17 protein-coding genes are annotated in these 14,093 nt (G+C 60.6%); 12 read left to right on the top strand and 5 right to left on the bottom strand.

Going from position 1 to position 14,093, the window contains the following annotated elements:
- The 5 genes from AC5I5B_RS21525 to AC5I5B_RS21545 form a co-directional block, all read left to right on the top strand.
- The coding region (locus AC5I5B_RS21525; protein WP_495752836.1) for a TOBE domain-containing protein at positions 1 to 252 on the top strand (252 nt) is incomplete at its 5' end.
- Entirely contained in the window at positions 249 to 1,025 is a 777-nt protein-coding gene (locus tag AC5I5B_RS21530; RefSeq protein WP_495752837.1) for an L-iditol 2-dehydrogenase, read from the top strand. The genes AC5I5B_RS21525 and AC5I5B_RS21530, both read left to right, overlap by 4 nt.
- A gap of 61 nt (positions 1,026 to 1,086) precedes the next feature.
- On the top strand, positions 1,087 to 2,571 hold the full coding sequence (locus AC5I5B_RS21535) for a mannitol dehydrogenase family protein (RefSeq protein WP_107676908.1): 1,485 nt from the start codon (positions 1,087 to 1,089) through the stop codon (positions 2,569 to 2,571).
- 7 nt (positions 2,572 to 2,578) lie between these two features.
- Complete coding sequence (locus AC5I5B_RS21540; protein WP_003510472.1) at positions 2,579 to 3,298, top strand: HAD family hydrolase; 720 nt, start codon at positions 2,579 to 2,581, stop codon at positions 3,296 to 3,298.
- Between the two features lie 60 nt (positions 3,299 to 3,358).
- On the top strand, positions 3,359 to 4,933 hold the full coding sequence (locus AC5I5B_RS21545) for an FGGY-family carbohydrate kinase (RefSeq protein WP_174055131.1): 1,575 nt from the start codon (positions 3,359 to 3,361) through the stop codon (positions 4,931 to 4,933).
- Positions 4,934 to 5,143: 210 nt separating this feature from the next.
- On the opposite strand, the gene AC5I5B_RS21550 is transcribed toward AC5I5B_RS21545, so the two are convergent.
- Positions 5,144 to 5,977: a MurR/RpiR family transcriptional regulator gene (locus AC5I5B_RS21550; RefSeq protein ID WP_003505407.1), complete on the bottom strand. Its 834-nt coding sequence runs from the start codon at positions 5,975 to 5,977 to the stop codon at positions 5,144 to 5,146.
- Positions 5,978 to 6,274: 297 nt separating this feature from the next.
- Between AC5I5B_RS21550 and AC5I5B_RS21555 the strand changes: the two genes are divergently transcribed.
- Positions 6,275 to 7,012, top strand: a complete 738-nt coding sequence (locus AC5I5B_RS21555) for a sulfate transporter family protein (protein WP_111791378.1) — start codon at positions 6,275 to 6,277, stop codon at positions 7,010 to 7,012.
- Here the strand turns inward: AC5I5B_RS21555 and nth are convergent.
- A complete protein-coding gene (gene nth, locus AC5I5B_RS21560) occupies positions 6,974 to 7,756 on the bottom strand; it encodes an endonuclease III (RefSeq protein ID WP_174055132.1) in 783 nt (260 codons plus the stop codon). The genes AC5I5B_RS21555 and nth overlap by 39 nt on opposite strands.
- Positions 7,757 to 7,793: 37 nt before the next feature.
- Here nth and AC5I5B_RS21565 point away from each other — a divergent pair, with 37 nt between their 5' ends.
- The 4 genes from AC5I5B_RS21565 to AC5I5B_RS21580 all read left to right on the top strand — a co-directional run bounded on the left by AC5I5B_RS21565 (position 7,794) and on the right by AC5I5B_RS21580 (position 9,825).
- Positions 7,794 to 8,276, top strand: a complete 483-nt coding sequence (locus AC5I5B_RS21565; protein WP_174055133.1) for a DUF2244 domain-containing protein — start codon at positions 7,794 to 7,796, stop codon at positions 8,274 to 8,276.
- 94 nt (positions 8,277 to 8,370) lie between these two features.
- A complete protein-coding gene (locus tag AC5I5B_RS21570; RefSeq protein WP_111793158.1) occupies positions 8,371 to 9,243 on the top strand; it encodes a methylated-DNA--[protein]-cysteine S-methyltransferase in 873 nt (290 codons plus the stop codon).
- 52 nt (positions 9,244 to 9,295) lie between these two features.
- Positions 9,296 to 9,532, top strand: a complete 237-nt coding sequence (locus AC5I5B_RS21575) for a CopG family ribbon-helix-helix protein (protein WP_035212907.1) — start codon at positions 9,296 to 9,298, stop codon at positions 9,530 to 9,532.
- A 5-nt stretch (positions 9,533 to 9,537) separates the two neighbouring features.
- Positions 9,538 to 9,825 carry a type II toxin-antitoxin system RelE/ParE family toxin gene (locus AC5I5B_RS21580; protein ID WP_035212868.1) on the top strand — a complete coding sequence of 96 codons (288 nt, stop codon included), beginning with the start codon at positions 9,538 to 9,540 and terminating at the stop codon, positions 9,823 to 9,825.
- Here AC5I5B_RS21580 and AC5I5B_RS21585 read toward each other — a convergent pair.
- Complete coding sequence (locus AC5I5B_RS21585) at positions 9,822 to 10,796, bottom strand: sugar-binding transcriptional regulator (protein WP_003505414.1); 975 nt, start codon at positions 10,794 to 10,796, stop codon at positions 9,822 to 9,824. The genes AC5I5B_RS21580 and AC5I5B_RS21585 overlap by 4 nt on opposite strands.
- Positions 10,797 to 11,001: 205 nt before the next feature.
- On the opposite strand from AC5I5B_RS21585, the gene tal reads away from it, so the two are divergent.
- On the top strand, positions 11,002 to 11,967 hold the full coding sequence (gene tal / locus AC5I5B_RS21590; RefSeq protein WP_174055134.1) for a transaldolase: 966 nt from the start codon (positions 11,002 to 11,004) through the stop codon (positions 11,965 to 11,967).
- Positions 11,968 to 12,072: 105 nt separating this feature from the next.
- Here the strand turns inward: tal and AC5I5B_RS21595 are convergent, their stop codons facing one another.
- On the bottom strand, positions 12,073 to 12,846 hold the full coding sequence (locus tag AC5I5B_RS21595; protein WP_174055135.1) for an IclR family transcriptional regulator: 774 nt from the start codon (positions 12,844 to 12,846) through the stop codon (positions 12,073 to 12,075).
- A 199-nt stretch (positions 12,847 to 13,045) separates the two neighbouring features.
- Here AC5I5B_RS21595 and AC5I5B_RS21600 point away from each other — a divergent pair, with 199 nt between their 5' ends.
- A complete protein-coding gene (locus AC5I5B_RS21600) occupies positions 13,046 to 13,777 on the top strand; it encodes an SDR family oxidoreductase (RefSeq protein ID WP_003499083.1) in 732 nt (243 codons plus the stop codon).
- Between the two features lie 58 nt (positions 13,778 to 13,835).
- Here AC5I5B_RS21600 and AC5I5B_RS21605 read toward each other — a convergent pair whose 3' ends face one another.
- On the bottom strand, positions 13,836 to 14,009 hold the full coding sequence (locus AC5I5B_RS21605) for a DUF1328 domain-containing protein (protein ID WP_003499086.1): 174 nt from the start codon (positions 14,007 to 14,009) through the stop codon (positions 13,836 to 13,838).
- Between the last annotated feature and the right edge of the window lie 84 nt (positions 14,010 to 14,093).

A 14,093-nucleotide genomic window follows, 5' to 3' on the forward strand; every position in this document is an offset into this window, starting at 1 on the left:
AAGGGAGCGACTACCGCCGGCGTGCGGCCGGAGCATCTGGTGCTGTCGAAAGAAACCGGCCTGTGGCAGGGTAAGGTCACGGTTGCCGAACATCTCGGGTCGGATACCTTCCTGCACCTCGATGTCCAGGGCATCGGTCCGATCACCGCCAGAACCGATGGTGAGTTCGAATGCAGGCATGGCGATACCGTCTTCATCACACCCGATGACAGCAAGATCCACAGGTTCGATGACAAGGGTATCGCCATATGACGGGAAGACTGGAAGGCAAATCCGCGCTGATCACCGGCTCGGCGCGCGGCATCGGCCGCGCCTTTGCCGAAGCCTATATACGTGAGGGGGCGCGGGTCGCCATTGCCGATATCGACTTCGATCGCGCCAGCAAGACGGCCCGTGAGATCGGCGAGAACGCCTATGCCGTCGAACTCGACGTGACCAAGCAGCATTCCATCGACACCGCCATCCGCACGGTGGAGGGCCAGACCGGTGGCCTCGATATCCTCATCAACAATGCCGCGCTGTTCGATCTGGCACCGATTGTCGAGATCAAACGCGAGAGCTACGAAAGACTGTTTTCGATCAACGTGTCCGGCACGCTGTTCATGATGCAGGCCGCCGCAAAAACAATGATTACTCGGGGAAAAGGCGGCAAGATCATCAATATGGCAAGCCAGGCGGGCCGGCGCGGCGAGGGACTGGTGGCGATCTATTGCGCCACCAAGGCCGCCGTCATCAGCCTCACCCAATCGGCCGGGCTCGATCTCATCAAGCACGGCATCAACGTCAATGCGATCGCGCCCGGCGTGGTCGATGGCGAGCACTGGGACGGCGTGGATGCGCTGTTTGCGAAATATGAAAACCGCCCGGCCGGTGAAAAGAAGCGGCTGGTCGGAGAGGCCGTGCCCTTCGGCCGCATGGGCCGTGCCGAAGACCTGACCGGCATGGCGATCTTCCTTGCCTCCGATGAGGCCGAATACATCGTCGCCCAGACCTATAATGTCGATGGCGGCAACTGGATGAGCTGAGTATCGGGCGCTTGCCGCCCGGCCTTGGCACGAACAACGTTTCCCCTTCGAGGATCGTGACATGACATGCAAACTCTCCCTCGCAACGCTTGACGAAGCCAGAAAAACGGCGGCGGTTCCGGCCTATTCCCGGACCGATCTTTCAGCCGGCATCGTGCATTTCGGCGTTGGCAATTTCCACCGCGCGCATCAGGCGGTTTATCTGGATGACCTCTTCAACACGGGTGCGGACCATGACTTCGCCATCATCGGTGCGGGTGTTTTGCCCTCCGATGCGGTGATGCGTGAGAAACTTGCCGCGCAGGATTTCCTGACCACTGTTGTGGAGCAGGACAATAACCGCACCGGTGCGCGTGTTACCGGGCCGATGATCGACATTCTGCAAGTTGGCGATACGCAGCGCATCATCGATACGCTCGCCGATCCGAAAATCCGCATCGTTTCGATGACGATTACCGAAGGCGGTTATTTCATCGACGCTTCCGGTTCCTTCAATCCGCAGCACCCGGCAATTGCCGAAGACGGGCACAACCCGGCGACGCCGAAAACCGTGTTCGGCTTCATCGTCGCCGGGCTGAAGGCGCGGCGCGACAGGGGGCTTCAACCCTTTACCGTCATGTCCTGCGACAACATTCCCCATAATGGCAAGGTCACCAAAAACGCGGTGGTCGGGCTCGCGGCTCTCTCCGATCCGGCTTTCGCCAACTGGATCGGCGAAAACGTCGCTTTCCCCAATTCCATGGTCGACCGCATCACGCCCGCCACCGGCGAGCGCGAACGCAATATTGCCCGTGACGATTTCGGCATCGACGACAACTGGCCGGTCTTCTGCGAGGAATTCAAGCAATGGGTGATGGAGGATAATTTCCCCGCTGGTCGCCCGGCGCTCGAAAAGGCGGGCGTGCAGTTCGTCAAGGACGTCGCGCCCTACGAGCATATGAAAATCCGCATCCTCAACGGCGGCCACGCGGCAATTGCCTATCCTGCCGCTCTGCTCGATATTCATTTCGTGCATGAGGCGATGGAACATCCGCTGATCCGGGCGTTTCTGGCAAAGCTCGAAAAGGAAGAGATCATCCCGGTCATTCCGCCGGTTCCCGATACAAATCTCGCGGACTATTTCGGCCTGATCGAGCGGCGTTTCCTCAACCCGAAGATCGGCGACACCATTCCGCGTCTGGCGCAGGACGGTTCCAACCGCCAGCCGAAATTCATCCTGCCGTCCACCGCCGACCGTCTGGCGCGCAGCGAGGATATCATAGGCCTTTCGCTGGTTTCGGCGCTCTGGTGCCGTTATTTCTACGGCACCACCGACAGCGGCAAGCAAATCACCTTCAACGATGCCAGCGCCGAGCGTCTGCAGGCGGCGGCGATCAAGGCCAAGGATGATCCGATGGCCTTCCTCGCGCTTGACGATATTTTCGGGGAGGTTGCCGAATCGGAGCTTTTCCGTAAACGCTTTGCCCATGCATTGAAGACGTTGTGGCGCGAAGGCACGGCGAAGACCTTGCAGCTTTATCTGGATGACAAGCTGGCTGAAAAGTGACCACGAGATGGAAGACGAGACCGCGCCCCTTTTGATTTTCGATTGCGACGGCGTTCTCGTCGACAGCGAGCCGGTCTCCATCTCCGTCCTTCTCGATATGCTCTCCCATCTCGGCGTGACGATGGGAGAGGAGGAGGCCTATGAGCGCTTTCTCGGCCGCAGCGTCGCCAGCATGACGGCGACGCTGTTTGAGGATTATGGCGTCGAGACGGACATCGATTTTCTTGATCATATGCGCGCGACGCTGTTCGAACGTTTCCGCACTGAGCTTCGGCCGATTGATGGTATTGGCGAAACACTGGACAGGCTGTTGCCGCTTCGGCGTTGCGTCGCTTCCTCAAGCCAGCCGGAGCGCATCCGTTATTCGCTGGGACTGACCGGCCTGATCGACAAATTCGAACCGCATGTCTTCAGCGCCACCATGGTGAAGAACGGCAAGCCGGCGCCTGATCTTTTCCTGCATGCGGCACGCGAAATGGGCGCTGATCCGCGTCACTGCATCGTGATCGAGGACAGCCCGGCGGGCATTGCTGCCGCAAAGGCCGCCGGCATGGGCGTTTTTGCCTTTACCGGCGGTTCGCATGCCCGCTTTCCCGCATTCCGCGAAAAGATCGCCGGGCTTGGGGCGGATGCCGTGTTTGACGCGATGCCGGATTTGGTCCAACTTGTCGGCAATTATGTGGGGAAGGGCGGTTTTGACAGGCGGGCGGAACGCGATGCAGGCTGAGCGGGACTCTGCCTGCTGCCGTCCGGAGGTCGTTGCGCAAGGGATGGAATTGCAGTCTTGATGCGTCAAAATCTCGTCGCTGTCGATGTCGGCACCGCCAGCGCCCGGGCCGGCATTTTCGATCCGGCCGGCCGGCTGCTTGCCCGCTCCACCCATCCCATCCTGATGCAAAGGCCGCAGGAAAACCACGCCGAACACGATTCCACCGATATATGGAACGCCGTCTGCATCGTGGTGAAGGCAGCGCTTGCCGAGGCAGGTGTTTCGCCGCAAAGCATCGCCGCCATCGGTTTTGACGCCACCTGCTCGCTCGTTATCCGTGATGGGCGGGGTGAGCCCGTTTCGGTTTCCGTTGCCGGTGAAGACCGGTTCGACACCATCGTCTGGCTCGATCACCGGGCGATAGGTGAGGCCGACCGGCTGACGGCATCCGGCCACCGGGTGCTGGATTTCGCCGGCAACAGCGTCTCGCCGGAAATGCAGATACCGAAGCTGATGTGGCTGAAACAGCATATGCCGGCCAGCTGGTCGCGCATGTCCTTCGCCTTCGATCTGGCGGATTTCCTGACATGGAAGGCGACCGGCTCAGCGCAGCGTTCAAATTGCACGCAGACGGCGAAGTGGAATTTCCTGGCACAGGAAAATCCCGGCTGGCAGGCGGATTATCTGGAACTGGCGGGCCTTGCCGACCTGAAGGAGCGGGCAGGCCTTCCCGAAACCACCGTGATGCCGGGGGAAGGCATCGGCCCGCTTTCGCCCGAAGCTGCCGCCGAGCTCGGTCTCGATACCGGCTGTGAGGTGGCGGCGGGCATGATCGACGCCTATGCCGGCGCGCTTGGCGCGCTTGGCGGCTGCCTGTCTGCAGATGTCGGCCGGCATGTGGCCCTGATCGCCGGGACTTCGAGCTGCCTTGTCGCCATGTCGGAGCGGCAGATGCCCGGCCACAGCCTCTGGGGGCCCTATTGGCAGGCGATCCTGCCCGGGCACTGGCTGGTGGAAGGCGGGCAATCGGCCACCGGTGCGCTGCTCGACCATATCGTGCGCATGCATGCGGCAGGCGGTGAGCCGGATACGGCGCTGCATGCCCGCATCGTTGCGCGGGTAACGGAGTTGCGCGCGCTTGAGGGCGAGGCCTTCGCCGAGCGGCTGCACGTGCTGCCGGATTTCCACGGCAACCGTTCGCCGCTTGCCGATCCACATGCCGTCGGTGTCATCAGCGGGCTGACTTTGGATACGTCTTTCGACAGTCTCTGCCGTCTTTACTGGCGCACCGCCGTGGCCATTGCGCTTGGCGCCCGCCATGTGCTCGATGCGATGGAGCGTTTCGGTTATGCGGTGGAAAGCCTGCATGTCACCGGCGGACATGTGAAGAACCCGCTGCTGATGGAGCTTTATGCCGATGTGACGGGCAAGCGCATCGTGGTTCCCGCAACCGCCGACGCGGTGCTTCTCGGAACGGCAATGACGGCGGCGACGGCTGGCGGGGTGCATGCGAGCCTTGCGGCCGCCGGGGCCGCCATGTATCCGGGCAATGCGGAAGTATCAGGCAACCGGGCGCTCGCCCCCCGTTATGAGCGGGATTATCGTCGTTTCCTCGCCATGTATCGGCATCGGCAGGAACTGGAGAGCCTTTGATTTTCTGAAGGAAAATACAAGGCCGAGTGGGTGCCGCGCGTTTCTTCTCCCCGCCGGGGAGAAGGTGGCCCGAAGGGCCGGATGAGGGGGAACGCGAGCGATGAACGCACTCTAGCCCCCTCATCCCGCTGCCGCGGACTTCTCCCCGGCGGGGAGAAGAAACGAGCGGCAACCGCTCGATCCATATGCCGCCGCTGCTGCTAGCCGCAATCAACCACGCAGCGAGCGTTTCAGGGCGGTTAGGTTCTTTGCCCTTGCCCTGCCGTTATCATCAGCGCTGGCGCCAAGCGCACAGAGGGTGAATTCCAGCAGGGAAACCAGTTGAAGCAGGCCCTGGCCGCCATTCTGCGCCTGCGGCATGGCAAGACAGAGATCGGTGCTTTCGGGGCCCCATTCATAAAAGCGTGTGGTGATCAGCAATGTCCTGTAGCCGCCCTTGCGCGCCATTGCCGACAGGCGCTGCAGCGGCGACAGGCTGCCGCCGCAATCCATGATGACGAGCAGGGTGTGAGCGGGGTCGAAATCCCACAGGGCGACATAGGCCGCGCTGTCGCTGCCGAGATAATGGATGTGGCCCCGGCTCTCCAGAAGCCGCCCGTAAAAATGACGCCCGGCGTCGAGGCCTTCCGGAGAAGTTGCCAGAAAGACATCGCCCGCCGTGGCGATCTCGTTCATGGCAAGCCGCCAGATCGACTGGGTCGTCATGTCGAAGGCGGTCTGGATGGCCTGGATCTGCTGGGACAGAAGCTGCGAAAACGGGTTGGACTGGCGTTCGCCGCCTTCTGCCGTTGCTGGCTGGTCCGCACCGGCGGTTTCTTCGGCATGGCGCAGATCGGCGCGGATGTCGCTGAATTGCCGGTATCCCAGCGAACGCAGGAAACGTCCGACCGTCATCGGGCTGAGGCTGAGCTTGACAGCCAGCGTCTGCGCCGTCTCGAACGGTAATTCGTCCAGATGTTCGATCAGATATTTAGCGATCTTGCGCTCGGAAGGCGTCCCTGCCTTCATGGCGCGCGTAAGGTTCAACAGCAGCTTTTCCACCAACGCCTCATTCTTTTATCTTTATTGAACGATGATGCATGCGCGCGCGCAAACGAGCGTGCGAACCGCAATTTGACGGTGGGGGATAGCTTCTCCGGCCTTGTCCTCCACCGGACCGGTATGCGAATTATAATAGATAGATTATTATATTTTAGAGATACCTTTTATTCAAGAGAAATTCCATCTGCGGTTTAAATCCAGACATCTGGCGCCTTTCCGTCCGTCTTGCAGAGCGGGCGGGCAGCGCTTATCTCTCGCCTGATAAGAGTGTTTCAATGCTAAAGGCTCGAGGAGTTCCGAATGATTTTTGATGCGGCGAGGCTTGCCTTTCACAATCTCTTTGCCGCCGAAACCCGGTCAGTGTTCTGGAAGGTTCTGGGGCTCACGCTTCTCGTGCTGGCGGCGCTCTGGTTCGCTATTCGCTCGATCTTCATTTATTTCGCCCTGCCGTGGGTGGATACGCTGATACCCGGCGTGCCTGACTGGGCGGGCTGGCTGAGCTTCGTTTTCGCCATTTTCGCCGGAATAGGCCTTGCACTGGCGCTTGCGCTGCTCATCTCGCCGGTCACCGCCGTCATTGCCGGCCTGTTTCTCGATGATGTCGCCGAAGTGGTTGAAAAAAAGAGCTATCCGAACGATCCGCCCGGCGAGGCGATGCCGATCGGCGAGGCCGTGCTGTCGTCCATCAAGTTTTTTGGTGTCGTCATTGCCGGCAACCTCGTCGCGCTGTTGCTGCTTCTGGTGCCGGGCGTCAACCTCATCGCGTTTTTCCTGGTGAACGGTTATCTGCTCGGCCGGGAATTCTTCGAATTTGCGGCGATGCGTTTCCGAACACCCCTGGAAGCTAGGCAGTTCCGCTCAAAACACCGCGCCACCGTCTTCATGGCCGGGCTGGTGATCGCGGCCTTTCTGGCGGTGCCGTTCCTCAATCTGTTGACGCCGCTTTTTGCCGCCTCGATGATGGTGCATCTGCACAAGGCCGTCAGCCGGCGCGATCCCTCACTCGCCGCCGGCCGCACCGAACAGCTGCGCGGGTAGTTCCACCAGCGGCGCCGGAATATCGAAGGTCTTTTCCGGCGACTTGCAGATATCGGCAATCACGCAGCGCTCGCATTCCGGCTTGCGCGCCTTGCAGCAATAACGCCCGTGCAGGATCAGCCAGTGATGGGCGCGGAACAGATATTGTTCGGGAATGATGCGGATCAGCCGGTCTTCAACCTCGTCAGGGGTTTTGCCCGGCGCAAGACAGAGCCGGTTGGCAATGCGGAAGACGTGGGTATCCACTGCAAGGGTGGGCACGCCGAAGGCCATGGACATCACCACATTGGCCGTCTTGCGGCCGACACCAGGCAGGGTCACCAGTTCCTCGCGGGTTTTCGGCACCTCGCCGCCGAAATTGTCGATCAGGATCTGCGACAGGGCAATGAGGTTTTTGGCCTTGTTGCGGTAAAGTCCGATGGTCTTGATATAGCCGATCAGCTGTTCCTCGCCGAGCGCCAGCATTTTTTCCGGCGTATCGGCCACCTTGAACAGCGCGCGCGTGGCGCGGTTCACGCCCACATCGGTCGCCTGTGCGGAAAGCGCCACGGCCACCAGCAGGGTGAAGGGATTGGTATGTTCCAGCTCGCCTTTCGGCTCCGGCCGCTGAATGGAAAAGCGGCGAAAGATTTCGGTCAGCTCATCCTTCGAATAGGCTGTTTTCACCCGCGCCGGCTTGCGGGCGGATGCCGGATTTGACTTTTTCAATGTTTGGGTGCTGGATCGTTTTTTGGCGATTGTCATGGTCTATCTATAGCCAGCCCGCCCAAAGGAAAGCAACGTGGATACGCTCAACGACCAGCCGATTTTCGCGGCGGAACTCGTTCCGCACCGTTCGCTTGGCAGAAGGGGTTTCCGGCTGCTCCTGCTTGTCTCCGGTCTGGCCTGCCTTGTCTATGGCGGCTTTTTCCTCGCCACCGGGGCATGGCCCGTCGGCCTCTTCTTCGGGCTGGATTTTCTGCTGCTTTATGTCGCCTTCCGCGCTAATTACCGGGCCGCGAAGACGCGGGAAGAGGTCAGCGTTTCGCACACCAGCCTGTCGATCCGCAAATTTTCTCCGGCCGGGCGTATGGTGGAGCATCGCTTCAACCCCTTCTGGGCGCGCTTCAGGGTCAGGCGGCATGACGAGATCGGCATCGTCTCCATGCATGTGACGGGCGAAGGCCGGGCGACCGATATCGGGTCGTTTCTCAATCCCGATGACCGTGAAAGCTTCGCCAAGGCTTTCGGCGGTGCGCTGGCGACTGTGCGGCGGCGGATGTGAAACGAACATTCCTTGCGTATCGTGATACCGCGCAAGAAACGGGTGGAGACGAAGTCGCTTTAATGGTTTTCTCTTACCCGTTAGGAGATTTGCGATGAACGCCAATATTACGCTGAACGAAGACATTACCCCCATCGGATCCGACTACGACACGGTGCGCGGGGTTATCGAGCTTTTGACGCTGGATTATCGCGAGCAGCCCTCCCTTGAAGCCATCGCCGCAGAGCTCGGCCAGTCGCCGACGCAATTGCAGAAAACCTTCACCCGCTGGGCCGGTCTGTCGCCCAAGGCCTTTTTGCAGGCCGTGACGCTCGATCATGCCAAGCGGCTGTTGCGCGAAGAGGATCTGCCGCTGCTGGAAACCTCGATCGAGGTCGGCATGTCGGGGCCGGGACGCCTGCACGATCTGTTCGTCACCCATGAAGCCATGTCACCCGGCGAATGGAAAGCCAAGGGCGGCGGGCTGACGATCCGTTACGGGTTTCACGCCTCGCCCTTCGGCCTTGCGCTGGTCATGGTGACTGATCGTGGCCTTGCCGGCTGCGCCTTTGCCGATCCGGGCGAGGAAAGATCCTGTTTCGAAGATATGGCCGGCCGCTGGCCGAATGCTGACTATGTCGAGGATCGCGAAGCGACCGCGCCTTATGCCGCGCGTATCTTCGATCCGTCCATGTGGTCGGCGGACAGGCCGCTGCGCGTCGTGCTGCTCGGCACGGATTTTCAGGTGCGGGTCTGGGAAAGCCTCCTGAAAATCCCGATGGGCCGCGCCGTCACCTATTCGCATATCGCCTGCGATATCGGCCAGCCCACGGCTTCCCGCGCCGTGGGTGCAGCAGTCGGCGCCAACCCCGTCTCCTTCGTCGTTCCGTGCCACCGCGCGGTCGGTAAAAGCGGGGCGCTGACCGGTTATCATTGGGGCCTGACCCGCAAGCGGGCGATGCTCGGCTGGGAAACCGGAAAGGTGTGACGGGGTTTTGATTGTCTTTGCCGATCCGTTGAGGATCGGCTATTCTTTGCCCATGAAGAGCACGATCGAACTTCCCGATGATCTGAAGCGCCGGATAGACCTTCTAGCCGAGCGCTCGAATTTGAGCCCCAGTCGCATCATAGAAGATGCGCTGTCGCATGGCCGTTCCTTGGCATGGCAGGAGAAGTGGACAAGCGGTGTCAGGGCTGGGCTGGCTGAGGCAGAAGCCGGAGAGTTCGTTTCCGAAGAAGAGATTGACGCTGTTTTGAACAAATACGCCAAGGCCTGAAACGCGTGCGGTTGGTCTGGACACCGCGTTATCTTAAAGAACTTGGCGGTATCGGCGACTACATTGCGGGGCGTAATCCGCGTGCGGCGGCAAAGGTCGTTCGGGCAATTCACCAGACAACGGCACGCCTTCTGTCCGCCAATCCTTATCTCGGTCGTCACGGTGAAATCGAAGGGACGAGGGAGCTGGTTATTTCCGGTCTGCCCTACATCGTGGCTTATCGCGTGACGGACAGGCAGATCGAGGTCCTGTTCGTTCAGCACGCCGCCCGGGAATGGCCCGAGAAAATCTAAACCAGTTCCATCAACGCCCTTGCCGCCGCCTCGTCCGTTATCAGCGTATTGCACCCGATGCGCTTGATCGTGGCGCGGATGGCGATGGCGCGGTGGGCGCCGCCGGAGGCGAGAACGATGTGTTTGGCCTTGCGCAGCGTATCGAGATCGATGGCCATGGCGCGCTGGTTGATCGGGTGATCGACGGAGCGGCCTTCGGCATCGATGAAATTGAACATCGTGTCGCAGACGCAGCCGGCATCGATGAGTTCCTGCAGCGTCGCCTTGGAAATGAAACCCTCCGACAGCGAGGTTGAATGCGGGCCGATATCGCCGCAGGAGACGATGGCGAGATCAAGCGTTTCGGCCAGATCGTAAAGCGTCGCCAGTCCGCATTTTTCGATCAGCGCCCGTTTGGTCTCGACGGAATCCACCAAAAGCGGCGCGAGGAACATGTAACATTCCGCCCCGAGCGCGCTTGCCAGCCGCCAGGTGTAATCGAGCGGGTTGGTCTGATGCACGGCGACGATACCGCCGAGCAGCGAGACGACCTTGCAGTTTTCCCGGCGCGGCGGGCGGAAGCTGGAAAGCGAAGCGGTCATGGTGCGGCCCCAGCCAACGCCGATGGTGGCGCCGTTCGGCACCGCTTCGGAGAGGAATTGCCCTAGCGCCAGACCCACGGCCTTAGCCGTGCCCTCGACGCTTGCTTTATCCGGGGAGGGAATGATGACGGCTTCATCCAGCCCGTAAGCCGCCTCCAGCCGGCCGGCCAGTTCAACGAAATCCTCGATGCCCTCGTTGATCCAGATCTGCACCTCGGAACGCTTCATCGCCTCATCGAGAAGGCGGATGACGGTGGAGCGGCTGATGCCGAGCTTCTCGGCGACGTCTTTCTGCGTCATGCCCTGGTTATAATAAAGCCATGCGGCGCGCAGCCTCAGCGAAGCCGCTTCCGAATAGGCCGTATGGGTTTCTCTTCTCAGTTTCGCCACGGTTTCCGCCATTCTTTATGTTGGCGGAGTATCGCAGGCGTGAAACTTATGTCAATTGCGATGCGCAAATGTCTTGACTTTGGGCCGTGCCGCTTGCGATAGTCGGAGCCGGACAAACCGCGATTTCGGCCTTGGGCGCACCCATGGTGCGGGAACGAAAAGACGGCTGAGCAAGTTTTCAAGAGATCATGAAGGATCATTCGATATGACGTCCAAACTCGAACAACTTCGCGCCATCACCACGGTTGTTGCCGACACCGGCGATATCGAGGCGGTTGCGCGCCTGAAGCCGGTGGATTGCACCACCAATCCCACCATCGTTCTGAAAGCACTCGGCACGCCGGCCTTTGCGGATGCGGTGAAGGAAGCCGTCGTATGGGGCAAGAAGCAGGGTGGCCAGTCCGACGCCGTTGTTGCCGCCGTTGCCGATCGCCTCGCCATTTCCGTGGGCGCGGCGCTTGCCGGCCTCGTTCCGGGCCGCGTTTCGACCGAAGTTGATGCCGACCTTTCCTTCGATACGGAAGCTTCGATTGCCAAGGCGCGCCACATCATCGCGGCCTACAAGGAGCGCGGCATCGAGCGTGAACGCATCCTCATCAAGCTTGCCTCCACCTGGGAAGGCATCAAGGCTGCCGAAGTGCTGCAGTCCGAAGGCATCGACTGCAATCTGACGCTCCTGTTCTCGCAGGCCCAGGCGATTGCCTGCGCCGAAGCCAAGGTCTTCCTCATCTCGCCCTTCGTTGGCCGTATCCTTGACTGGTACAAGAAGTCGACCGGCGAGAACTACACCGCCGAGACCGATCCGGGCGTCGTATCGGTGCGCAGCATTTACAACTACTACAAGGCCAATGGCATCGGCACCGTCGTCATGGGCGCGTCCTTCCGCAATGTCGGCGAAATCGAAGCGCTGGCCGGTTGCGACCGCCTGACGATCAGCCCGGCGCTGCTGGAAGAGCTGGACAAGGATACCGGCAAGCTGGAGCGCAAGCTTTCGGCTGACAATGTCAAGGCTGAACCGCTGCAGTCGCTCGACGAGAAGGCATTCCGCTGGGCCATGAACGAAGACGCGATGGCAACCGAGAAGCTTTCGGAAGGCATCCGTTTGTTCGCCAAGGATCTGGTGACGCTGCGCGAGATGGTCCGCAAGGAGCTGACGCTGGCTGCGGCCTGATACAAAAAAGGGGAACCATCCACGTTCCCCCGACGTTTAAGAGATATAATCTCCAGTCACTCAAAACGCGATCGGGTCCCTGCCGGTCGCGTTTTTTTGTGCGTTTCAGGAATTTCCGTTTCCGGTCGCCACTTCGGAAATCCGCTTTGCCGCCTCGCGGATCAGTGTTTCGCAGGCCTCGCGTGTCGGCGCCTTGCCGCCAAGCGGTGTGATATAGGGGCAGGTGATGACGGCGAGCGCCGTGCCATCGAGCGTCAGTACCGGCGCGGAAATATTGCGCACGCCGGCGGTCTGAAGGCTGTCCATGGATTCGAAACCGTTTTTGCGCACCTCCGCCAGCCGCCCGGCAAGCTCCAGCGGCACGGTTTCGCCGCTGCCGCGCACCTGTTCGGTTATCATGATGTCGCGCTGCGCCTCGGTCTGGAAGGCCAGAAGCACATGGCCGGAGCCGGTGTGGAACAGGCTCATCTGCGCGCCGACCCGCATGGACATGGCCCAATAGGTGGCGGATTCCTGCTGGGCGATGACGACGACGCTGCCGCGGTCATAAACGGCCAGATGACAGGCCTGCTCAGCGCTGGCCGAAAAATCGCGCATGACAGGTGCGGCAAAAGAGACCAGCCGGCGTATCGGTGCATGGAAATGCGCCAGCCCGAACATCTTCAGCGTCAGCGAAAACCGGTCGCCGTCAAGCCGCTGCACGTAGCCGCGGCGCACCAGCCGGTCCAGCATGCGGTAAAGCTCGTTCGGGCTTTTACCGATAGACTTGGCGATCTCGATCTGCGTCAGCCCGCCATCGGTGCGGGCCAGAAGCTCGAGAATGTCGAGACCCTTGTCGAGGGCGGGAGCGCGATATCTTTCGCTGTCGTCGTCGGTCATCTGGCCTCGATGTGTTTTCTATGAGTGCCCGGCGGAGGCACCATAAAATATGGTTGCCCGATACCCGACATCCGCGCAAGTTTGCTTGACGCCATATGAATACCGCGTTTACATATGAATTGTCGATCCATATTTGAGATCATCGAAATTCAGCGGTCCGGTCCCCGAAGGGCGGGCGCGCCTTAGCGGGAGGCTATTCATGGTGCAGGATTTTAACGGCCGGACAGTGGTGATCACCGCCGCCGGTCAGGGTATCGGCCGGGCGACGGCGGAGCGGTTCATCTCGCTCGGCGCGCGCGTCATCGCCACTGATATCAACGAGCAGGCGCTTTCCACGCTCAAGGGCGCGGAAACCCGGGTTCTGAACGTGCTTGATGGCGATGGCGTCAAGGATTTCGCTGCCGATATCGGCCATGCGGATGTGCTGTTCAACTGCGCCGGCTTCGTTCATTCCGGCACCATTCTGGACTGCGAAGAGAAGGACTGGGATTTCTCCTTCGATCTCAACGCCAAGGCCATGTATCGCACCTGCCGCGCCTTCCTGCCCGGCATGCTGGAAAAGGGCAAGGGCGCGATCGTCAACATGTCCTCGGTTGCATCAAGCGTGAAGGGCGTGCCGAACCGTTTCGCCTATACCGCCTCGAAAGCTGCCGTGGTGGGCCTGACAAAGGCTATTGCCGCTGACTTCGTCACCAAGGGCATCCGCTGCAACGCCATCTGCCCCGGCACGGTCGACAGCCCGTCCTTGCATGACCGCCTGCGCGCCACCGGCAACTACGAACAGGCGCTCGCCGATTTCATCGCCCGCCAGCCGATGGGCCGTATCGCCACGCCGGAAGAAATCGCGGCACTCGTCACCTATCTTGCTTCTGATGAGGCAGGCTTCACCACCGGCCAGATCCATGTGATCGATGGCGGCTGGACTGGCTGAATTCCGTTACGGGAGAGAGGAGAGGCGACCGGCGTAAAACCCGGTCGCCTTTTTTCATTCAGACGACGGCGCTTCCGGCCATCAGTGCAAGCACGAGGAAGACCAGGAAGATCACCACGGCGATGAAGAACAGGATACGGGCCACGCCCGCCGCGGCTGCCGAAATGCCAGTAAAGCCGAACACGCCTGCGATCAAAGAAATGACAAAGAAAATAAGAGCCCACTTCAGCATGGTGCTTCCCCTTTTGCATAATTTTCCCGAGCCCGCCGCCCCGCGACTGGCTCAGTAAAATGACGCGCAAAAGGGGAAAATGTT

This window comes from Agrobacterium sp., from assembly GCF_059499945.1.